Consider the following 21,849-nt stretch of genomic DNA (forward strand, 5'->3'; position numbering starts at 1 on the left):
CGGCAGCCATCGGCCGATCGCCCTGTGGGGGCTGCTGCACGATCGGGTGACCCCGAGCTCGCGAGTTCGGCGGTCGCCGGCCCTGTACCGGAGCTACGCCGAGCCCGCGTCGCCGCGCAGACCACGACGACCCAATGACGAATACGCATCACCCCGCGACGTCGGGCGGGCGGAGTGGGAATGGCGCCATCGCCTGCGCGGGCAGGGGTCCGTTCGTTACCCTGAATCGATGCGATCCTGGCTTCTTCGGATTGTCGCCGCGGTGTTCGTCGCTGCCGCCTCGGTGTCGCAGGCCGGGACTCCGGCCCTGGCGGGACCGCCGCGGGCGGCCGCGCTCTCGTCGCTGGGTTCCGGATTCCTCTGGGGGGTTGCCAGTTCGGGATTCCAGTCCGAAGGTCGTGCGCCCGACAGTAATTGGACGCGTTATATCGCTCGGGATCGAGGATTGGAGCCACTGGGGAATTCGGTCGACTTCGCCGACCGCTACCAGTCCGACATCCGGCTGGCCGCGGACATGGGGATGCGGGTGTTCCGTATCGGGATCGAGTGGGCCCGCCTGCAGCCCGCGCCCGGGGTGTGGGACCAGCGTGCCTTTCGTTTCTACGATTCTGTCGTCGACAGCATCGTGCGGGCCGGCATGCGGCCGATGATCACACTGGACCACTGGGTGTACCCGGGCTGGGAAGCGAGCCGGGGCGGCTGGCGCAATCCGGGAATGGTCGGGGACTGGCTGGCCGATATGCGTGCCGTCGTCGATCGGTACTCCTCGCGGAATCCGTTGTGGGTCACCGTGAACGAGCCCGCCGCATACATCCGGAACGAGGTTCGCGAGGGCGGTGCCGACGCCGACCGGATGCTGAACGAGATCGTCGATGTGCACAACGCCGGCTACGACTACATCCACAGCAAACAACCCGGCGCTCAGGTCACCGCCAACGTCGGATATGTCGCAGGAGCGGAGGACCAGGTCAACGGTGCGTTCGTCGACCGGGTCGCCGCCCGGCTCGACTACGTGGGCGTGGACTACTACTTCGGCTTCGACCCGGCGCAGTCGCTGTACGGGGCGATCGGGCGGGCCACCGGTTCGGCGCTGCCGACCCTGCCGGGTCCGCGCATCTGGGAGATGCCGCTGCGCACCGAGGGGATCTACTATGCGCTGCAGCACTATTCACGCCGCTTTCCGGGGAAGCCGCTGTACGTCGTGGAGAACGGGATGCCCACCGAGAACGGTCGGCCTCGCGGTGACGGCTACACCCGCAGCGACCACTTGCGCGACACCGTCTACTGGCTGCAGCGCGCGAAGGCCGCCGGTATGAACCTGATCGGGTACAACTACTGGAGCCTCACCGACAACTACGAATGGGGCAGCTACACACCGAGATTCGGCCTCTATACGGTCGATGTACGCACCGACCCGTCGCTCACCCGCCGCCCCACCGACGCTGTGGGAGGCTATGCGCAGATCGTCGCCGCGGGTGGAGTCCCCGTCGGCTATCGCCCCACCCGTGCCCCGGCTCTGTGCATTTTCGTCGACCCGCCGGCCAGCTGTCTCGACCCGGTCGCGGGGCCGTAGATCCGGAATCCACGGCTGCCCGATTCGGCGCGGCACCGCTCGGAACCCTCGGCAGGTCTGTCCGGACATCGATGTTGCCGATGAACCCGATCCGGCACTCGTGGCAGATCGGATAGTTGAGCGCCCCGACCGGCGCCGAGACGAAATCGGCCCGGTCGCTCGGAGAGCGACCGGGCCGGTGTCACTGCCGCGGAGCGGCCGTGCCTTACTCGTGGAACATCTCCTCGATCGATCCCGAGGTGGTCGGAGAGCAGGTGTTGGCCAGGCAGCCCAGCTTCCACAGCTTCTCGATGGTCGCCAACGTGGTGTAGTGGTCGGCCCGGGTGTTGATCTTGTGACCCTGCTTACCCTTGTTGTTCAGGACCAACATCGGGGCATCGCCACCGCCGAGGACGGCACCCTTCGCGCCGACCGGGCTGCCCGGGCCGCCGGAATAGCCGGCGTAGTCGTTCTCGTCCCAGGCGATGATGATGCTGTTGTTGCCCTTCGACCAGATCGGCGAGCTGGTGATCTTGCCGATGGTGTCTTTCAGGTACTGGTCACCCAGCGTTATCACGCTGTGGTCCAGGCTCGAGGCCGGGTAGGCGCAGTTGGAGATGCCCGCGCCGGTGGCGATGGCGGTGGACGCGCCGTGCATGTCGTGGCACACGTCCGGGCTGATCCAGGTGAATTGCGCGACGTTGCCGGTGGACAGGTCCTGGTCGAGGTTACCCTCCTGCGGCACAACCTTGTTCGTGCGTGCCGGGTTGTTCGCGATGTCGGAGAAATACATGAACGGGTTGTGCTTCACCGCGTACAGCGACTTCGGGTCCTTGGCGCCGGTGAAGCCGGCCGTGGGCATGGACTGCATGTACGCCTTCCACGACTTGCCGGCGGTCTCGAGCTGATCGACCAGATTCCGGCCGTTGAACATGTGCCGCTTGGCGGTCGCGCCGGCGATCTGGTCCGGGGTCAGCGAAGCGCTCGCGGAGGCGTCGCCGGAGGTCGGTACGAATTCCTCAGGGGCGCAGGTGATATTGGCGCCGGCGGCGCAGTCGTCCCAGATGCCCTGGAAGTCGCCGGAGAACGCGGCGAGGTAGTTCGGCAGGCTCGGGTGAGTCACACCGTGGAAAGCGGTCTCCACGTTCGCCCGGGTGGTCAGCGAGTTGATGTACGGTGCATCGGCGGTGTTGCCGATGACCTGGGAGTACCCGTGATTCTCCATCATGATGTAGAAGATGTGGTCCGGAGCATCGCCTCGACCGGGCTCGGCGCCGGCCACGGCGCTACTGAGAATCATGGCCGCGACGGAGGCGGCAATGGCGAAGGCCCGCTGGATCTGCGGCTTCTTCATGGGGTATCTCCTTGTCTCTGGCAAGATGCCGCGACAGAGCTAACCAGCAGCAAGTGACCGAGCCTCCCCGACCGAATGAACCGACGGCAAACGTCGATCGCCGAAACACGCGATCGCCACCGTCGTCCACCACGGCCTCCCAGCGGCCGCTCGGTCCACGCACACCGAGACGACGGCGCAGTGACCGCCGATCCGCCCAGTTATCGGAGCTGCGGTGGGTCCGGCGGTTCGTATTCGCGCGAGCGGCGATCAGGGGCGTTCAGTCGAGTTCGAGTTACGGGGCGCGAACGAATTCCGCATATTTCACCGCCAGGGCCCGGAGCAGGACGATCCGCGGCTCCGTTCGAGTGCTGCGGGTCAGGGCTGGTCGCCCACGAGAGCGATTGCGCGCGTCTCGGGAACTCCCAGCATCAGCAGGCTCGTGATCGTCGCTGCTCGGGCGCCGAGGGTCCCGTTCGACAGGTCGCTGTCCGCGATGGCGAACACGGCGCCGTAGGCGACCTGGCTCAGAATGTCTGCCGGCAGGTGCTGTGCGAACACGTCGTTGTCCTGGCCCCGTTTCACCAGGTCGGCGAGAAGCTCATCGACCGGCCCGAGCAGGCCGTGGATCGCCTCGCCGTACTCGCCGCGGCGCAGCGCCAACAGCACTCGGTACCGGTGCGCCACCGGCCAGAGGCGGGCGATGAATTCGACCCAGGTTGCGTCCGCTTCTGCGTCGGAGGCGTTGACTTCGGTGAGCACGGCTGTCATCTCGGTGACGGCCCGTTCCGTGAGTGTCCGAACCAGGTCGAGGCGCGAGGGGAAATGGCCATAGACGGTGCGACGCACGACGCCGGCAGCGGAGGCGATGTCGCCCATTCCGGCGTCGGGGTTTTCTCCCAGCACATCGAGGGCGACGTCGAGGATGCGGTCGCGTGTCTCGTTCATCGAGCGCACACGGGAGGACTCGGTGGGCACGACACCAGTGTTGCACATTGGTGTGCAATGAATCACACTGCACACTAGTGTGCAATGAATTAGGCTGCACACTAGTGTGCAACGAAAAGTTGCGCTGTGCTTCGAAGCTCAGGAGAAGAAGGCAATGACCACACCGCCGCCGACCTCGGCCCTGGTCCGCCCGTTCACCGTCTCGATCTCGGATTCGGACATCGACGACGTGAGGCAGCGACTGGCCAGAACTCGATGGCCGGATCGGGAAACGGTGGGCGACTGGTCGCAAGGGGTTCGCGTCGAGAACGCCAGATCTCTAGTCGACTACTGGGAGCGCGGCTACGACTGGCGGCGCTTGGAATCCGAGCTCAATCGCTTCCCCCAATTCCTGACCGAGATCGATGGGCTGGACATCCACTTCATCCACGTCAGGTCCGAGAATCCCAACGCGATGCCGCTGATACTCACGCACGGATGGCCGGGCTCGATCGTCGAGTTCCTGAAGCTGATCGGCCCTCTGACCGATCCGGTTTCGTTCGGAGCGGACGCCGCCGATTCGTTCGACGTCGTCGTCCCGTCGCTCCCCGGGTTCGGGTTCTCCGGGAAGCCCACCCAGGCCGGGTGGACCGTATCGCGCATCGCAAGCGCGTGGGTGGAGCTGATGAAGCGTCTCGGCTACCCGAGATGGGTTGCGCAAGGCGGTGATTGGGGCGCCGTCGTCACCACCGCCCTCGGGGCCATGCAACCCGAGGGGCTCCTCGGAATTCATCTGAACACTCAGTACGCCTTTCCCGAACAGATACCCGACACCTTGTCGCCCGAACAGCGCTACGCCGTGGAGACCCTGGCCCTCTACACCGGCGATCTCGGTGGGTCGAACCACCTTCAGGGCACGAAGCCGGAGACCGTCGGATTCGCCCTGGCGGACTCTCCCGCCGGCCAGGCAGCCTGGATCTACGAGAAGTTCCAGTCCAAGACCGACAACCACGGGCTCGCCGAGGACGCTCTCGGCATCGACGACATGCTCGACGCGATATCCCTCTACTGGTTCACCAACAGCGCAGCGTCGTCCGGCCGCATCTACTGGGAGAACAAGTCGCTCACTTTCGCCGGCCCGAAGCTGACGCTTCCGGTCGCGGTGACCGTCTTCCCGAGGGATATCCCACGCCTGCCACGAAGCTGGATCGAAGACGCCTACAGCAATCTGATCCACTACGGCGAGGCCGACAAGGGCGGGCACTTCGCGGCCTTGGAACAGCCCGAGATCCTGGTCAGCGAAATCCGCACCGGGCTGCGCACCCTTCGTTCCTGACGCCAACGCTCATGCCGGGCACATCGTCTCATCCAACCTGGGACAGTCCCCGCCGGGCTGAGGTATTTACATTTTCGTCTCACGCGCTCATGGCAGGACGAGTCACCGCGTGACAGCGCTGCCGTTCCAACTCCGGATGAGGGGCGATCCCGCACAGATCGGGAGTCAACCGAAACAACATTGCTTGCTAACGCCCGTGGCGGCTGCGCAGACATACCCACCGTCGAAGTAGTTCGCCGATCGGTTTGCGACGCAACAGGATACGGGCGAGCACGAGGGAGGGATCGCGATCATGAATCGGAATATCGCGAGTGCGGCAGTGATGACCTGCGCGTTCGTTGCGGTGACCGCCGGCTGCTCTGCGAATGGAAGCGGATCGCCGGCGGTGACGCCCGGCCCGGGTGCGCCGGTCACCGTGTCGAGCTCGGTTCCGTCGGGTTCGAGTGTGGCACCGTCGACGCCGGGCGGCGTACAGGTGTCGCCGGGGTCAGGGGGTGCGCCGGATTCCGGCGGCTCCCGGCCATCGGCCGCAGATGCCCCGGGGCTGCCGACGGTTGCGCCCATCGCCGAATGCGCGAACGGTCAGATCCACGTTCGTGCCGAAAACCTGGCGGTCTCGAACCGGAACCACGTCGGCACCGCGCTGATCTTCGAAACCACCGGCGACACCGCGTGCTGGATGGTCGGCTTCCCAGGCGTCGACATGTGGGCTCCGAACAACAACTGGGAGCACGCCCAGCGCTCCCTGCAAGGATTCCTCGGCGGCAACCCCGACCACAGCTACTCGGCCCCGCAGCAGGTCACGATCAAACCCGGCCGGCCCGCCCACGCCATCGTCGAAGGCACCACCACAACCGACGCGGGCAAGCCCTGCCCGGTTTCGCACACCCTCAATGTCACCCCACCCGATATGACCGCCACCCAACCGGTGGAAACCGGCAACATGTTCCCCTGCAACGTCCTCGTCCACCCGATCACCCCGTAGGTCGAGAGCCCGACAGGTGCCGGGCCTCGGACCTGCCGGGACCATGCCGCGTTCTGCCCCTCCCGCGAGGTGGTGGCGGCCTCGACCGGATCGAGCTCGCCGATCAGAGGTCGATCACGACCTTGCCGTGGACGTGCCGGGCCGCCTGGAGATCGACGGCCGCGCGAATGTCTTCGACAGGGAAGGTTGCTGCGATGGGTACGCGCAGACGGCCGGCTGCGATGAGGCGCGCGATGTTGTCGAGAGCATCGGGCGCGGCGTTGGCGCCGTTGGCAGCCGGGACTCCGTCGACCACGGCCGCGATGGTGCAGATGCGAGCATCCGGAACTCCGAGCTCGCGGGCGGCGTGCACCGCATCCGTTCCGTGTAGGTCCAGTGCCGCGGTGATGGGGCCCGCGTCGAGGTCGCGGAGCCTGTCGACGAGGCCGTCGCCGTACGCGATCGGTTCGGCGCCTAGGCTTTCCAGGTACTCCGCCGTCGATGGCGAGCCGGTTCCGATGACTCGCGCACCTGCGATTCGCGCCAACTGCACTGCGAACACGCCGACTCCGCCGCCCGCGCCGCCGATCAGCACCGTATCGTCCGGACCGAGGTCGAGGACGGCGAGAGCGGCGGCCGCGGTGCTGCCCGCGATCGAGAGGGTGGCGGCGGTGCGATCATCGACGTCGTCCGGGGTGTGATGGGCGACGCCGCTCGCGATGTTCCCATTCGCGTCGACCACGACGAAGTCGGCGACCGCTCGGGACAATGCCGCCCCGAATACGCGGTCGCCGACCGCGTAGCCGACCGCGCCCGCACCGACCTGGTCGACGACTCCCGCGTAGTCGGTCCCGAACCCGGCGGGCAGGCTCAGGCCGAACCGTGCCGCAGTCTCGGCGTCCGCGGTCATGAACCAGTCCATCGGGTTCAGACCGGCTGCTGTCACCCGGACGCGGATCTGCCTGTGCTCCGCTCGGGGTTCGGGCCCGTCCAGGACGGCCAGTGTCTCCGGGCCGCCGAACGACTCCAGCCGGACCGCCCTGCTCGTGTTGTCTCGAAGTCCGTCGTCGTGCTGCTGCATGCTTCCTCGTCTCCCTCGCATTCGCGGATCCGCCCTGAAACGGACTATGCTCCGTTTACGGAAGTCAGCATAACCGGAGCGCGATCCGTTTGATGGATCGGGAACCGCGGGCGCCGCGGGGCCGATGCCGCGCGTAACCGCGAACAGCTGATCGAGGTCGCGGCGCGTATGTTCGCATCCATCGAGACGGAGACGTCGATGCGCGTCATCGCCCGCGAGGCCGGCGTCGGCATCGGCACGCTCTGCCGCCGTTTCACCACCCGCGTGTCCTTGGTGGAGGCGGTTTACCGTGCCCAAAGGTGTGGCCGAGTATCTCGTGTTTCGCAGTCAGGCTGCAGCGTTTGCCCAGGCCAGGCGGATGGTTTGGATTTGTTCGGGGTGGGGTCGCCCCAGATCTGCAGCTCGGCACCGGGTTCGACCTTCGATGAAGCCCTTGCGAGTTCGCGGGCTGCTGCATCAGCCGGCCACAGCGCCGCTTCCGTCGATGCGGACGACCTCTCCCGCGGGGAGACCGAGTCGAGTGGACCACGTCAGCGCGTCGTCGATGGACGAGACGCCACGCAGATGCGCCACGGCGAGAGTGGACGGTAACGTGGCTTCATCGAGGAACGCGGCCCACTGCGGCGCCGTGAGCGCGAGCGCACGAAGTTCGGGCATATCGGCCAATATCGTCAGGTCGATGACCTCAGCGGCCGACAAGTCCAGGCACCGCAGGCTGGCATTGGCGCGTAACGGCGTGATATCCAGCGGTGACGTAGTGCTCACCTGGATCGAAAAGAGATCCGGGTGCCCAGCGAGGGGTGTCAGATCCCCGCCGGCCAGCGCAACGGACAACACTTCCACCGGCATCCCCGCAATCGGTGACAGATCTGTGGTTCCCCCGCGCCCGGTCACACTGAGACGTCGAATGCGCGGTGCCGCCGCCAGCGGTGACAGATCGACCGGTTCGACCACGTGGTTGATGTGTACGTCCTGGGTAGCGGGAGCGATCTCCCTCGGCAGGGTGGTCGTGCTCAGCATCTCCGGCCCGAGACGCCGCTGGGGCTCGATGAACGACAAGCGATCGCCGTCCACCCGATAGTTGTCCGCGTCCAATTCAGCTAGGTACTGACCGAGCAACGCGGTGACCGAATCGGCCTCGTACCAAACGGACTCGCGGAAATCACGACCGATGGAAATGACCTGGCCAGGACGGCCCCGGAGCGCTGGGGCTTGGTCGACCGCCAGGAAATTGAAGCCGTCGCTGGCCGCGAACGGCAGCCACGCAGGATGATCGGCGCAGCGCCGCACCGTCTCCGGCGGATCGGCGTCGAAACCACCCACTGCCAATACAGCGCCTTGTCCAACGTGCTCTCGTAATCCCACATCGAGGGGAACTCCTCGACGTAGTCCGCGAGCAAGTTCAGCGGAAGCCATCGGTAGCCGTTGAACAGATCGCCGTCGTCGTCCGCTTCGCCGTCTGCGATGAGGTAGAGCGCCCGCAGATCTGCCGGCAGTTGGCAGCCGAGTCGACGCTCGGTTTCCTCGATCGCGGTCGAAGTCGCGGGAGGCGACAGCGTTGCCGGCCTTCCGAGGATCGCGTCCCGGCGTGCGAGGTACGTCCGGAACCGGGCGACCGCGAGGTCCGGATCGCCTGTAGGTGCCGAGTTGCCCGCCTGCTGCGCCGCGCCGGACCTGGGCAACCGGTATTCGCCGTCGAGAATCGCGACATAACAACTCTGCCCTCCGACGATTTCATGCGTGATGGGACCGGAGGCCGCCGTGAACGTGAACGTCCCGGTCGGCTCGCACCACAGTTCCAGGCACGCCTGCTGCCATCCGTTCGTCCGCACCAGCATTCGAGTGAAGCCAGGCATCATCCCCATTACGATCATCGGCTTCATCAGGACTTGCCCGTTCGGCGCGCCGGGGACCAGGTAGGTCCCGAGCACGCTGACACCTCCACTCCGGCCCGCGACACCGGTCACGACGGCCCGCGTCCACCCGCCGGGAGCACTCGTCGCGATCCGTTCGGCGATCTGTCGAATCTCCGATTGCACGCCCAGCCCTCTCCCACCCGTCGACCACGTCCGTTACCACCATGCCAGATCGCCACAGAAATCCCATCGCCGACAAGGCCGGCACCGGCCTCGATCGAATCGACACAGCGAGCGATGGCACCGCACGCAGAACATCCTGTAATGCCGCTGCGCGAGCGGTTCGGGGTGATCTTGACGGGCTCGAAAGATCAACGGGCTGAGATCATTTGGATCGGCTGAACGACCGCAACTGCCGCTGAGTGCGCGATGTACATCGAACACTTGGGATGGGGCAATTCCGATGCGCCGCAGGTTCACGCCTTCGGACCGACCCTTTTCGGCTCACCCCACCCGCGCACGCGTCACCGGCGTCACGACCCACAACAGCCAGCTGACACCGTGCTGATCTCGGAGTTGACACCCAATCTCGACCACGAAATGCCTATCCGGCAAGGGATCTCGTCGGCCACCGACAGCGCGCGCTATGGCCGGACGGCGAGGAGCTGGAACAGCTCGGAGCTGCGCCGGGTGATCGTGCCCCGCACGGAGAACGAGCACGACCCGGGCCGAGCGCGATATCTGCTGAGCCCCACCCGGTTTCCGGTCGAAAATGCGCCGGGAGTGTAGTCGGGTGATATTGCGTTCCGCCGGGACGCGAAACCGATTCCGCCGCAACGTATTGCGAAATCGGGTCGCGAAGGGTTGAGTCGGCGGGGTGATGCGTGTGCGAACAATGACCGAGGCCGGATCGGGTCATGCCGAATTCACCGCGACCGTGTCTGGGGAGGTTCCGGAGATATCCATGGTGTTCTCGGTTCTGAACGCGTTCCGGGACATGGTGCTCGGGGGGAGATGGATCGAGCCGCGAGCGACCTTCCGCTTCGGATGCCGCGTGCTTCGCGTCATCGCGCGCGAGGACGGCACCTTGGGGCTCGAGGAGACGGTCGCGCCGGATGTCTGGCGGGAGCAGGTCGATGAGACGATCACCGATCTGCACAACCAATCCGTCGTGTGTCGCAAGCTCGGCCTCGCGCAATCCTGGGGCGAGATCACCGAACAGCATCGGGTGATCATGCACCGCTGCGCTGCGACGGCGGACAAGATCGCCTTCAGCCGCCATACCCCGGACGGGGAGGGGGTGTCCGGTTGGCGCGTGATCTGCCTGGACAAACATGAGGACGAACAGGTCATCGACGTCGAACTCGGGCAGGTTATGGCGGATTTCCCGTACCTGCGTCAGTTCCTGGCGTTGCCCCCCGAGACCGCGGTCGTGATGTCCCCGCCGCAGCGCCCGGACGGTGCCGTCACAGCGATGGTGTTGCACCACGGAAACGATCTGACCGCGGGTGGCACCCGATTCGGACCGGAGCCGGCGCTGACCGAGCCGACCCCGGCCCGACACGCGCTACTGACCGACGGCCGGGGAATGACCTGGACCACCGTGGGCAAGCGATCGGGCCTGCCGGATATCGCAGCCTGGACCGTCCTGCCGGCGCCTGCGACGGCGCCCGGGTCCGGTTGGGCCGCGTTGGTGCTGGACGAGCTGCAGGACGCGATCGCACAGGGTACTCGGTTCGCAGCCGGTCAGACCGTCCGATCCGGTTGGCGCACACTGCGGCTCATCAGCCGTCCCGATGGGATGCTGGGCCTCGAGGAGCGGACCGCCGGAGAGACGTGGGCCGAGCAGATCGACCTCACACTGCGTGAGCTGTGGGCACAGCAGCAGGTGGTCGCCGGGCTGGGGCCGCAGGAGTGGACCACATTTCCCCTCGACACTCAGGACGCGACCGTCACCGACTGCGTCACCGATTCCGACTCGGCGGTGTTCCTGTTCCGCGAGTCCATCGACGATCCGGCTCACTCCGGCTGGACCCTGCGCTGCACACGGCAGCATGAGCACGGTGCAGGACACGTGCGCAGCCTGTGGGACCTGACTCGATCCCTGCCCTTCCTGACCCGATTCCTGGCCCTTCCGCGCGGGACCGAGGTGCTGATCGAAACCCCGCAGGGCCCGCGCGGCTCCGAAATCCGCTCCAGCGTCCGAATATTCGGCAACGAGCTCATCCCCGAACCCGGCTCGTACACCTCCGAACTCCTGGGCCTCACCCGCTGACGCGGTCGGTGAGCGTGGTGCGAACCGGGTCGTTCACATCTCTGGGAACGTACGCAACTGCCGACTTGTGTGCGTCCAGCCGCGGAGCCGCCGCAAAAATCCGTTGGCGAACGATTGCGACCACTGCTACCTTTCCGGAGGCCGTGCCAGAGAACGAGGAGGTGGTACCCGTGAACGCAGTATCGACATGGGTGCTCCCCTCCGGGGTCACGGTCGGGCGATAGGTCGTCCGGGAGCGCCGTTCAACAGCATTCCCGAAAGGCACGACCGTGCAATTCATTACCGAACAGCGCCTCGACGACCACATCCTCGAACGCGCGTTCACCCTCGGCGAGATCCCCGGCATCCTGTGGACGCCCGGATCCGCGTCCACACCGGTGCCGCTGATCCTGGTCGGCCCCCCTCCCCTCGGGCTGCGCCGGGCGTACCCGCGACTGCTGGCCCGGGCCCGGCACGCCGTGGCGGAGGGCTACGCCGTAGCCACCATCGAGCTCCCCTGGAGCGGCGACCGGCCCCGTTCGTCAGCCGCCGATCAGGCCCTCGCCGACCTGCACCGGGCGCTGGCGGCTGACGGCCCGGTCGACGACGAGATCGTCGACCGGCTCATCCTCCCGATGGTCGACAAGGCGGTCCCGGAATGGCGGGCCACCCTGGACGCCCTCCTCGCGCTGCCCGAGATCGGCGGCCCGGTCGGCTACTCGGGCGGGGTGATCTCCATCGGCACCCGGCTGGCGGTGGTGGAGCCGCGCATCGCGGCCGCCGTTCTGTTCGCCGGTAGTTTCGTGCCCCGCGCCATACTCGAGGAGGCCCGGCAGGTCACCATTCCGCTACACGTCCTGCTGCAATGGGACGACGAAGGAAACGACCGGCAAATGGCCCTGGACCTGTTCGACGCCTTCGGCTCCAAGGAGAAGACGCTGCACGCCAATATGGGCGGGCATACCGGCGTCCCGCAGCACGCCGGGGAGGAGGCGAACCGGTTCTTCACCCGGCACCTGAAGTGAGGCCGGGCCGTCAGGCCAACTGCAGACAATAGAGCCGTCGGCCGGAGTCGCTATCGAGGACAGGTCCCGGCCCTCCTCGATAGCGGTGCCGCCGTCGACGCACGGTAGCCGCTTATCGAGCGGTTTTCCGCCATTCACAGCCTGAGTGGCAGATTCGGCCAGACGATAGTCGTGCGCACGGATTTCGTCGACGCGCCCCCTCCCGCCGGCTGGATGGTCCGGCGCCGGTCGGTGTGTGCGGATGCGTCCCTGCATCGTCTGCTCGCCAACCGGGCCGCCCCGTTGGGCGGGGCTAGCATCGGGACATGGACGTCGAGGAACTGGTAGGGCGGTGGCAATTGGTCGCGTGGACTGCCATCGACGAAAATGGCTCGATCTCAACGCCTTTCGGTGATCAGCCGCAAGGGTGTGTGATCTACACTTCCGGCGGGTGGATGAGTGGTCAACTCGCCGTTGCCGATCGGCGGGAGCTGTCGACACCGATGGTGCTCGCCGGTACCGAAGGTGAACGGGCCGAGGCGTATTCGAGTTACATCGCCTACTGTGGTGAATACCGGCTGGAGGCCGACGTGGTCGTGCATACGCTGCGCATGAGCCTGTTCCCGAACTGGGTCGGCGGTGAGCAGCGACGCACGGCGGAACTGTCCGGCGACCGGCTGGTACTCGCTACGCCGCCGACCCGGGTAGGGGAGTACGTCCTGGTCAACCGGCTGTACTGGGTCCGCGCGGAGTAGCGATCAACAAGCGCCGGCCGGACTCTGTTCGAGTTCTTCCGACATTTCCGGCCGCTAATACCCGACCAGCTGGAAGTGGCTGGGCCGGATTCGATCGGTCGTCGCAACACCGGTTCGCTGGAGTGATCGTAGTTGCTGGGCGAAGGCTTCGGCGGGTGTCTTCCAGCCGAGGGTCTTGCGGGGTCGCGTGTCGAGGGCGTGTGCGATGGCCGCGATATCCCGTGCGCCCCAGCGAGAGAGGTCCGTCGTCGGCCGATCCGGAGACGGTATCCGACCCCGATACTCGCGAACCTTCTTCTGCCGAGGACCAACGCAATGCCTTCGCCGGCGCGGGCATCAGCCGGAAGCGGGCAGTGTGGTATCAGGCGGCGAGCTTACCCCTGCCTCCGAGCGTGAAACACGGCCGAATATCGACCCGGACACGGTCCGGCCACAAGACTGAGCCGCCACCACGGCCTCATTAAAGTAGCAACCGATTTGTACTGTGCGGCATCACTGACACCTCTCGTTCGGGAAGGAAGTCGGCATGACAACGGTACGAAAACTCCTCGCCAGGACCGCCGTCCTCATACTGGCGGTCTCGGCCTGGCCAGCTGCAGGGCACGCGCACGCCGCGCCGCCCGCGGTCATCGGCGGCGGCTCCGGGATCGTCCTCGAGACCGACGATTCCGGCAAGCAAGCACTGTGCACGCTGACTGCGATCGGACACGACCATGCCGGCCGGCTCGTCGGGATCACCGCGGGGCACTGCGCCCCGAGCGGAACCGCGGTTCTGGCGGAGAAATTCCCGGAGTCCGGGGTAATCGGTCACGTCGCACGGGTAGATCCTCGATACGACCCTAACAAGGATCGCATCGACCACGACTGGGAGATCATCGAATTCGATCCCGCACGGGTGAACCCGGTACGCCAGGTCGGCGCCACCGTTATCAACGGGATCGGCGTGCCACCCGTACCTGGCCAGATCATCTGCAAAAACGGCCGCAGTACCGGATTCACCTGCGGCGCCGTCCTGGACTCCGATGCACAAGGTTTCATCCACTATGCGTGCGTGGACAAGGGAGACTCCGGCGGCCCGGTCCTGCTCGGTGACCGACTGGTGGGAATGATCAACCACTTCGAGATCGCCTTCAAGAACTCCGAACTATACCGGTGTCGCGATCCTCAAAACCCTATCCACAGCCCGATGGATTCCCTCCAGATCAATTACGCGCTCGCCGATATCAACCGCAGCACTAACGCCGTAGGAGCCGGATTCATACTCCTGTGAAGGACACCCCGGTTACACCTGCAGTGCGCAGCTTCGCGGAATATGTGCGGGTGTCCGACGAAGGGCTGCGCCGATACAGGCCGACAGCGACCCGGCTGCGCGGCGTCGCCCACCGCCGACCTGGCCCTGTACGATGTGGCATTGCGCGTGGATTCGTGTGGGGCCAGGTCGCGATGCGATCGATCACCGACGTACCGCTCAACGTGGTTGTCTTGTGGTGCCGGGGGAGGCATGCATGGTCGGCTCCTATGTCGCCGACACCGATACCGACACGGTGGAGCTGATATCCCTGGGTGGGCTGTCCTGAGGTTCTGTCCGCCAGGTTGTGAGATTCCTACCCGTTTCGATGGAAGGATCTCCGCCCGTGCCGATGATGTATTCACCGCAATCCCGGGAGCGCGCAGTCGGTCTGATCCTCGAACAAGGTCGGCGCGTAGCCACCGTCGCCCAAGATCTGGGAGTCGCCGAAGGCAGCCTGTACCGATAGCGCAGCAAGCCCTCGTCGACCGCGGTGAGGCACCTGGCATCCCCACGGTGGAATCGGCACAGCTGCGGGACGCGCTGAACCGCATCAAACAGCTCGAGGACGAGCTGCGTGCAGCGCGGCCGGCATGAAAAGTATTGGTGTTCAGGTCAAACGGAACTTCACCGCTGAGCGAGAGAATCAGCTGTGGTGCACCGACATAACCGAACACCGCACCGGTGAGGGCAAGGTTTTGCTGCGCGGTGATCGACGCATACTCTCGACGGATCGTGGGCTGGGCCATCGACTCCGGCCAACCGCGTCGCTCGTGCTCGCCGCACTCGACATGGCCATTGCGGCACGTTCACCCGACCGGACCGTCGTTCACAGCGACCACGGCACCCAGTTCATTTCCTGAGCGTCAGCCGCCGCATCACCGACGCCGGCTGCAAGCCAAAGGATCTCACTTGCCGAATACATCACGACAGTGCCACTGATGCACAGAGAACCAGGGACTTGCCGAAATCAAGCAAATTGAAAGCCCAAGCGGATTGCAGGACTTAGGTCATCCGGTTTGAGCCCTAAGGAGACTTAATCAGCCCGGCTAGCAATCATATGGTTAACGATGAGCAAGCTGGTCGAGTGGTCGCTGCGATCTCGGCTACTCCCAATTACTTTGCCCGTCGCTACCACACCGGGAGGAGCCAGTGAAAGAAGTCAATGCGACGAGCCCGTGTGAGGGCGCGAACGAAGACTTTTGGGATGATCTGCTCGACCATATCAGGGAGCAGGTACTGATACCGGTTGTCGGACCCGAGCTGACGACGGTCAATGCCGACGGCACCGAACAAACGCTTACTACGCTCATCGGCCAATGCCTCGTTGATCAGTATGAGCTGTCCCTGCCACCGGGAACGACCACGATGGGCGAAGCGGTGGCGGCCATCCTGCGACAGCACCCGGGAGACAGGGCAGAGGTGCTCGACGAGTTATATCGCATCATCAACCGCACAATCAAGGAACTCGATCCGGCGCCTGGGGACGCGCTTCGAAACCTCGCCGCGATCACTGACTTGCGCCTGTTCGTGAGTACGACGCCTGACCGGCTGCTGGCGCAAGCACTCAACCAGGTCCGTTCCCATGGATTGCCGCCGACACGTGAAGTCCCATTCTCGCTGAATCTGTCCACTAATCAACATGATCGAAATGACCAAGCGGCCGGCCCCGCCGAAACCGTGGTCCTGAGCCTGTTCGGTCAAGCGGCCTCCACTCCGCAGTATGCGATTCACGAGGAGGATAAGCTCGAGTGGCTGCACGCGTTGCTCAGTAATGCCGCTCGCCTTCCCGGCTGGCTTGCTGAACCGCTGAAGTCTCAGCCGATGCTGTTCGTCGGCTGCGAGATCCCCGACTGGCACGCGCGGTTTCTCCTGCGCATGGAGAGCCCAACTCGCCTGTCCCTGCAGTCCAAGCAGTTCTTCTTCGTCTGTTCCTCCGGCGAACCGTCACTATCGGACTTCTTCACAACATACTGTCGCAGGACACAGATCCGGCAGCTGCAGATGAAACCGGCCGCGTTCGCTGCGGAATTGCGTAGGCGGTGGGAGGAATCCACCCCGAGGCGAGGCACCTCCTCTGATGCCATCAGTCCTCCTGCTCCGCACACACCGGCGATCTTCATCAGCTACTCGCACGAGGATATCTATGCTGCCCGGAGGCTGTGCGAGGCGATCAAAAGGCTGGGTGGGGATCCTTGGCTGGACGAGCGCCGACTCAATCCGGGCGATGTCTGGGAGCAGGAGATTCTGACCGCCATCCGCAGAACTGTGGGATTGTTCATCCCGGTCATCTCGGCCAACACCGAGCTGAAATCGCAAGCCTATGTGTTCAAGGAGTGGTACGAAGCGGTAGACCAATCGCACTCCATTCTGGGGCGCCACTTCATTGTGCCCGTCGTCGTCGACAACGACTACCAGGGTAATCCAAGTCGGTACAAACGGATTCCGCCTGGTTTCAGCGACTTGCAATTCGGTCGCGCGCCGGGCGGTGACCCTGATACGGCTCTGCTGGAGATGTTGAAGGAAGAAATCCGTGCTATGCGGAGCGCCGAGGCAGCGGCGTGATCAGCGCAACGGCGGCGGCCGTGCAACTCGACGCCGACAACCCGTGGCCGGGGCTCGAGGCGTTCGAGGAAAACGCGCGCGCGTTCTTCCACGGGCGCGACCGTGAAGCAGAATCGTTGTTGAAGTACGTGCTCGACGCGCCGGTTACGGTCTTGTATGGACGGTCGGGGCTCGGCAAGACATCTCTGCTGCGAGCGGGCTTGTTCCCCATGCTGCGCGAAAATAATCTTCTGCCGATCTATGTGCGCTTCGATGTCACACCGGGTGCGGCGCCGCTCAATCATCAGCTACATCAGATTATCCGGAACTCGATCCGCGCCGACGTTCCCGACGCGATTCTGCCCTCGGACCAGGAATCTGTATGGGAATACCTGCATCGCGTGGACTTCGAGCTATGGAGTGCGGATAACTATCCCCTGACGCCGGTTATCGTGCTCGACCAATTCGAAGAGCTGTTTACGCTCGGCGAGCGGGTTGGCGATCTCGTCCAGACGTTCCGGAATGATCTCGGCGACCTGGCCGAGAACCGCATTCCCGACGATCTGGTCGCGCGGATCGAGGCTGATGAGACCGTAGCTGCGCGGTTTCGGTTGCGGTCGCGCAATTACAAGCTGGTGATAAGCCTGCGGGAAGACTTCCTTCCCGAACTCGAAGAATGGCGTCAGCTTATTCCCGCGCTGGGACGCAAGCGGATGCGGCTGCTTCGCTTGCGGGCAGCCGAAGCATTCGATGCGGTGCACGAACCAGCTGCGGGCCTGATGACGGATGCGTTGGCGCGCCGGGTGGTGCGCATCATCGCCGGCGAAGGCATGCACCGCGATCGCGATACCGCCGCGCCGGACGGCGCCCGTCCCGGTGACGAACTCGACGGCGCGGAAGTCGAGCCTGCGCTGCTGAGCCTATTCTGCCGCGAGCTCAATGAGGAGCGGAAGCGGCGTTGCCAGTCGCACTTCGACGAGAAGCTGGTCGAGGACGCCAAGCGCGACGTCCTGTCCAACTACTATTCGTCGTGTGTGCGTGATCTGCCGCCACGCGTCGCCCGCTTCATCGAGTCCGAACTGATCACCGAAAAGGGGTACCGCAATAGCTACGCCCGCGAAGACGCTGTGCCTTTGTATCTGACCGACGACGAACTCACCCGGCTCATTCGCTTGCGGCTGTTACGCCTCGAGGAACGCTACGGCGCGCAACGGATCGAACTGACCCACGATGTCCTCACCGGAGTCGTGCGCGAACACCGCGACCGGCGGCGCGCCGAAGAGGAGAAGGCGGCGTTGGCGGCCCGCGCGGAACAGCAGCGGGCCGAACTCCGAACCGCCCAGCAGCAGGCTGCCGCGCTGCGGAAACGTTCACGGATACTCATGGCGGCACTCGCGGTGACCGCCATCACCACCGTGGTGGCTGTGGTTCTCGGTGTCGTGGCAGTCGCGAAAGGTGATCAAGCGCGGAACAGCTTCTGGGATGCCACCGGTGAGAAACTCGAGAACGATGCGCAGGGTATATTGTAGGGCACCCGGACCGGCGGTGACATCCGGGCTTTTCAAGAGCTGCTTGCTGCCCAGTCGCTCGAGAATACCCCTGGCTCGGCCCCTCTCTATGTCGCAGCGGTAAACCGGGCCAGCACCGGCAAGGTCATCAAAACTCCAGGAATCCGCGATTTTTCTGGAATGATGAATATATACCCGAAGTTGAGTGCCGATGGAAGTCGCATGGCGGCAATCAGCAGCGATCGGCGTCAGATCGAAAATTGGAGTATTACACAAGACGACGCGGCTATCAGCAAACCTCTCACAGGCTCGCAGAATAAGCTTTACTCTCTCGCGATCAGTTCCAACGGCAAGCGTATTGCCGCAGGAGGCGACGAGGGCGAGATTGTCATCTGGGACACACAAACTGGCCAACTGATCAGCCACTCCAAACCAGACGATTCACAATGGGTAACGGCAGTTCAATTCAGTCCTGATGGTCGCCGCGTGGCGTCTGGCAGTCCCGACGGGACTGTTCGCATCTGGGATCCAGCCACTGGCCAACCCATCGGCGGGCCACTCACTATCGAACCACTGGCCGGCCAATCGAAGCGGCCGAAAGTTGATGAGATAGCGTTCAGTAACGATGGCGAGCGTCTCGCAGTCGGGGCCGACGACAACTCCATACGGTTGTGGAATGCCGACACTCGTCAACCGATCGGTCGGGCACTCACCATCGATGTGCCGAGTGGTCACGAGCCGCAAGTCACCAGCCTCGCATTCAGCCCTGACGGCCATCGCCTGGTTTCCGCGCACGGCGGCGGGAAACTTGGCCTGTGGGACGCCGATACGGCTCGGCCTATTGGCGAACCGGTTGACGCCGACAAAATTACAGTGGACAGCTTGGCGTTCAGTCATCACGGGCATCACGTCATCTCCGGCGGCGAAGACGGAACCCTCCGGCTGTGGAAGGTCGACCCACTCCAGCTTGTCGGCCAACCACTGCGCGGCCATACCGCCCCCGTTCGGGATGTGGCGTTCAGTGCTGATGGCAACCAGATCTATTCCACGAGCCTGGACGGAACAATCCGGCGGTGGGATTGGCCCCGAGTTCATCCGCTTATCGAATATCCCGAGCTTGGCGGTGCCTCATTCAGCGGCGATGGAACTCGCATCGCACTTTCCGACGGGGGCGGCACCGTGCAGGTGTACGACGCGGCAAACGGGGCTGCCATCGGCCCGCCACTTGCCAGTAAAGGTAAATCCAGCGATACCTTGAGCTACGACGGGCGCCGAATGGCAATCGCCGACGAAAACGGAACACTTCAACTCTGGAACGTTGATACCGGCGAGCAGATCCTCAATGTGCCTACCGGACGTGGTCCTGTTGAAGGGACTGCATTCAGCCGCGATGGCCAGCGTATCGCCACATCTCACGAAGACGGTGCCATTCAGGTGTGGGACGTCGGTACGGGTCAATGGATGCTGTCATTAAAGCAACAACCGTATGCGGTTTACGCTATTACGTACAGCCCGGATGGGGAGCGGATATTCGCCGCAGTTGGCTCGAAAGTTATGCAGTTCAACGCCCGTACCGGCGACCAGATCGGCGTTCCCCTCGAGGATCACAATTCGATTTCGTATGACATTGAATTCAGTCACAACGGCAGCCGCATCGCCACCATCGGTCAAGATGGGACCGTGATGCTGTGGGATGCCAAGGACGGAAAACTGATGAGCCGGCCAACTATGTCTCACCAACAGCAGGTGACGAGCGTGGCCTTCAGCCCTGATGACCGCTTTCTGGTCACAGGCGATGCATCCGGAACGTTCCGCTTATGGAATGCCGTGAATGGCGTAACTGTTGGTGCGGGCATAGGCGCGCACGAAGATCTCATCCAAGGGCTGGCATTCAGTCCCGACGGAAAGAACATCGTTTCCAGCAGCCACGACGGAACGGTACGGGTCTGGCCGGCGCCGGTGCCCCCGCCGGATCCCTGCAGAAAGCTCGCCATCGATATCAGCCACCAGCCGTACCGAAACTGGGTGTCACTCCAGAAGGACTACCACAAAATCTGCCTGCCGCTTCAGCATCAGCTATGCAGTAAGCTCACGCAGAACATGAGCCACAAGCAGTGGCGAGAATGGGTCTCACCGGATATCGACTACATCAAGACCTGCCCGGACCTCCCGGACGCGCGGGACCAAACCCGCTGAGCGGATGGGTCATCGGACCCTCACAGTCGCGGAGGGGCGAGGTGTACTAGAAGTCGAGGGCAGCAACACCTGCTCTACGCAATCTCCTTCAGGCGAAAAGCCCGCTCGTGGTTCGAGTTCCCCACACGATCGGACGCCACGCGTAGCCGGAACTGCTCACGAGGTCAGGTGCCCGAGCCGGATCGCCAGCAGGTTCGCGACCAGGACGGCGACGAAGACGACCGCGGCCGCTCGGTAGCCCACGACCCACAGCCCGACCGCAGCACCGCCGAAGACCACGACTTTGGTGACGCCCGCGAGCAGTGGGTAGTGGAATGCCGCATTCGGCGCCGCGAACAGGCCCCAGGCCAGCGCCGCGAGCAGAGGCGCGACCACAGCCGACACGAACTTGATCGGAGTCGCACCGGCGGTCGTCCAGCCCCACAGCCCCAGCGCCGCGAGCGCGACCAGCTCCATCACGAATGCCAGCGTGAGGTTGGCCCATTTCCAGGCTTCCTGCATTTCCGTTCTCCCTCGGGCACGTGAGAGCAACGCTCTCTGATGAGAGCAATGTGTACGGCTGGTTCGACTTCGTCAAGTCGCCGCCTCCCAGGGTGGGACGCCGATAGCCGGATCAGGTTCGGGCAGCGTCGCAGTTCCGTCCGGACGACGTGCGTGCCTTCTGTTGCCGAGTCCGGAATGTCGGAGCCTAGCGCTATCGTCCCGGGCATGACCGATATCGGCCCGCTCGCCGCGGGCGCGCGGGCGCGCTTCGGGACTGCGGCTGCGCACGCGACCGTCCGTAGCGGCCGGACCGTGCACGCGGTGCAGCTCGGGCAGTGGGTCGGGGCGGAACTCGCGCCGGAGCTGCTGTGCCACACCGGGGTGTCCGGGTGGGACCCGGATGTCCTACGTCCGACCTCGGCCCCGGTCACTTGCGCGCGGTGTCTGCGCATCCTCGGGGCCAGTATCGCGCCCGCCGCCACACAGCTGTCCTTGTTCGGGCCCGCAGCCGTGCCGAGCGCGAGCCAGAGGACAAGTGCCGCAACATCATCACCATCACCGAGTTCGGCGAGCACGGCCGACGTGTGACCTCGCGTGGTTCGGCGCTGGCGACGTGCCGTTCGCATTCTGCTGGACTATTGCTGCGTAGGTGACGAGAAGGCTTCGTCGGCAACACCATTCATGGATCCACGGCGCAGACCGGCGATCTGTCGCCGGCTGGATGAGGTGGTTGGACCGGTCGCTCCGACTCCTGACCGATACGCGCCG

At 64.7% G+C, this 21,849-nt stretch carries 18 protein-coding genes and 3 pseudogenes; 14 read left to right on the forward strand and 7 right to left on the reverse strand.

Going from position 1 to position 21,849, the window contains the following annotated elements:
- Positions 1-229 precede the first annotated feature (229 nt).
- A complete protein-coding gene (locus tag NV1_RS27140; RefSeq protein WP_067897289.1) occupies positions 230-1,573 on the forward strand; it encodes a family 1 glycosylhydrolase in 1,344 nt (447 codons plus the stop codon).
- Between the two features lie 205 nt (positions 1,574-1,778).
- Here the strand turns inward: NV1_RS27140 and NV1_RS27145 are convergent, their stop codons facing one another.
- Positions 1,779-2,906 carry an alkaline phosphatase family protein gene (locus NV1_RS27145; protein ID WP_067897292.1) on the reverse strand — a complete coding sequence of 376 codons (1,128 nt, stop codon included), beginning with the start codon at positions 2,904-2,906 and terminating at the stop codon, positions 1,779-1,781.
- 357 nt (positions 2,907-3,263) lie between these two features.
- Positions 3,264-3,863: a TetR/AcrR family transcriptional regulator gene (locus tag NV1_RS27150; protein ID WP_157117397.1), complete on the reverse strand. Its 600-nt coding sequence runs from the start codon at positions 3,861-3,863 to the stop codon at positions 3,264-3,266.
- 124 nt (positions 3,864-3,987) lie between these two features.
- On the opposite strand from NV1_RS27150, the gene NV1_RS27155 reads away from it, so the two are divergent.
- Together NV1_RS27155 and NV1_RS42470 are read left to right on the forward strand one after the other, a co-directional pair.
- Positions 3,988-5,148, forward strand: a complete 1,161-nt coding sequence (locus NV1_RS27155; protein ID WP_067897297.1) for an epoxide hydrolase family protein — start codon at positions 3,988-3,990, stop codon at positions 5,146-5,148.
- Positions 5,149-5,593: 445 nt separating this feature from the next.
- Positions 5,594-6,133: a DUF4232 domain-containing protein gene (locus NV1_RS42470; protein WP_169813406.1), complete on the forward strand. Its 540-nt coding sequence runs from the start codon at positions 5,594-5,596 to the stop codon at positions 6,131-6,133.
- Between the two features lie 103 nt (positions 6,134-6,236).
- Here NV1_RS42470 and NV1_RS27165 read toward each other — a convergent pair whose 3' ends face one another.
- On the reverse strand, positions 6,237-7,193 hold the full coding sequence (locus NV1_RS27165) for an NADP-dependent oxidoreductase (RefSeq protein ID WP_067897300.1): 957 nt from the start codon (positions 7,191-7,193) through the stop codon (positions 6,237-6,239).
- Between the two features lie 96 nt (positions 7,194-7,289).
- Here NV1_RS27165 and NV1_RS45960 point away from each other — a divergent pair.
- Positions 7,290-7,490, forward strand: a pseudogene (locus NV1_RS45960) (TetR family transcriptional regulator); the annotation flags it as partial.
- A 159-nt stretch (positions 7,491-7,649) separates the two neighbouring features.
- Here the strand turns inward: NV1_RS45960 and NV1_RS45965 are convergent.
- Together NV1_RS45965 and NV1_RS46930 are read right to left on the reverse strand one after the other, a co-directional pair.
- A complete protein-coding gene (locus tag NV1_RS45965; RefSeq protein WP_245713949.1) occupies positions 7,650-8,522 on the reverse strand; it encodes an SMI1/KNR4 family protein in 873 nt (290 codons plus the stop codon).
- Between the two features lie 59 nt (positions 8,523-8,581).
- Positions 8,582-9,076 (reverse strand): annotated as a pseudogene (locus NV1_RS46930) (SMI1/KNR4 family protein); the annotation flags it as partial.
- Positions 9,077-9,944: 868 nt separating this feature from the next.
- On the opposite strand from NV1_RS46930, the gene NV1_RS27185 reads away from it, so the two are divergent.
- The 3 genes from NV1_RS27185 (at position 9,945) to NV1_RS27195 (ending at position 13,062) form a co-directional block, all read left to right on the forward strand.
- Complete coding sequence (locus tag NV1_RS27185) at positions 9,945-11,324, forward strand: immunity protein Imm33 domain-containing protein (protein ID WP_444980812.1); 1,380 nt, start codon at positions 9,945-9,947, stop codon at positions 11,322-11,324.
- A 269-nt stretch (positions 11,325-11,593) separates the two neighbouring features.
- Entirely contained in the window at positions 11,594-12,328 is a 735-nt protein-coding gene (locus NV1_RS27190) for a dienelactone hydrolase family protein (protein ID WP_067897313.1), read from the forward strand.
- Positions 12,329-12,633: 305 nt separating this feature from the next.
- Positions 12,634-13,062 (forward strand): lipocalin-like domain-containing protein, encoded by a 429-nt coding sequence (locus NV1_RS27195; RefSeq protein ID WP_067897315.1) that lies wholly within the window; start codon positions 12,634-12,636, stop codon positions 13,060-13,062.
- Positions 13,063-13,116: 54 nt separating this feature from the next.
- Here the strand turns inward: NV1_RS27195 and NV1_RS42485 are convergent.
- A pseudogene (locus NV1_RS42485) lies at positions 13,117-13,308 on the reverse strand (hypothetical protein); the annotation flags it as partial.
- A 280-nt stretch (positions 13,309-13,588) separates the two neighbouring features.
- Between NV1_RS42485 and NV1_RS27200 the strand changes: the two are divergent.
- The 6 genes from NV1_RS27200 (at position 13,589) to NV1_RS42495 (ending at position 20,598) form a co-directional block, all read left to right on the forward strand.
- Complete coding sequence (locus NV1_RS27200) at positions 13,589-14,332, forward strand: S1 family peptidase (RefSeq protein ID WP_067897318.1); 744 nt, start codon at positions 13,589-13,591, stop codon at positions 14,330-14,332.
- A 373-nt stretch (positions 14,333-14,705) separates the two neighbouring features.
- A complete protein-coding gene (locus NV1_RS46935; protein WP_373864658.1) occupies positions 14,706-14,819 on the forward strand; it encodes a transposase in 114 nt (37 codons plus the stop codon).
- A gap of 124 nt (positions 14,820-14,943) precedes the next feature.
- Positions 14,944-15,213, forward strand: coding sequence for a DDE-type integrase/transposase/recombinase (locus tag NV1_RS45970; RefSeq protein ID WP_067897320.1), 270 nt, complete (start codon positions 14,944-14,946; stop codon positions 15,211-15,213).
- A gap of 289 nt (positions 15,214-15,502) precedes the next feature.
- Positions 15,503-16,915 (forward strand): toll/interleukin-1 receptor domain-containing protein, encoded by a 1,413-nt coding sequence (locus NV1_RS27210; protein ID WP_067897323.1) that lies wholly within the window; start codon positions 15,503-15,505, stop codon positions 16,913-16,915.
- On the forward strand, positions 16,912-18,423 hold the full coding sequence (locus NV1_RS27215) for an nSTAND1 domain-containing NTPase (protein ID WP_067897326.1): 1,512 nt from the start codon (positions 16,912-16,914) through the stop codon (positions 18,421-18,423). Before NV1_RS27210 ends, NV1_RS27215 begins: the two co-directional genes overlap by 4 nt.
- 201 nt (positions 18,424-18,624) lie before the next feature.
- The gene (locus NV1_RS42495) at positions 18,625-20,598 is read left to right on the forward strand and encodes a WD40 repeat domain-containing protein (RefSeq protein WP_169813408.1); all 1,974 of its coding nucleotides are present in this window, start codon (positions 18,625-18,627) and stop codon (positions 20,596-20,598) included.
- A 156-nt stretch (positions 20,599-20,754) separates the two neighbouring features.
- Here NV1_RS42495 and NV1_RS27230 read toward each other — a convergent pair whose 3' ends face one another.
- Positions 20,755-21,099, reverse strand: a complete 345-nt coding sequence (locus NV1_RS27230) for a YrdB family protein (RefSeq protein ID WP_067897336.1) — start codon at positions 21,097-21,099, stop codon at positions 20,755-20,757.
- A 207-nt stretch (positions 21,100-21,306) separates the two neighbouring features.
- Here NV1_RS27230 and NV1_RS27235 point away from each other — a divergent pair, with 207 nt between their 5' ends.
- A complete protein-coding gene (locus NV1_RS27235; RefSeq protein ID WP_157117400.1) occupies positions 21,307-21,669 on the forward strand; it encodes a hypothetical protein in 363 nt (120 codons plus the stop codon).
- Positions 21,670-21,849: the final 180 nt, after the last annotated feature.

This window comes from Nocardia vaccinii NBRC 15922 (genome assembly GCF_001613305.1).
In the GTDB taxonomy this organism is placed as follows: Bacteria; Actinomycetota; Actinomycetes; order Mycobacteriales; family Mycobacteriaceae; genus Nocardia; species Nocardia vaccinii.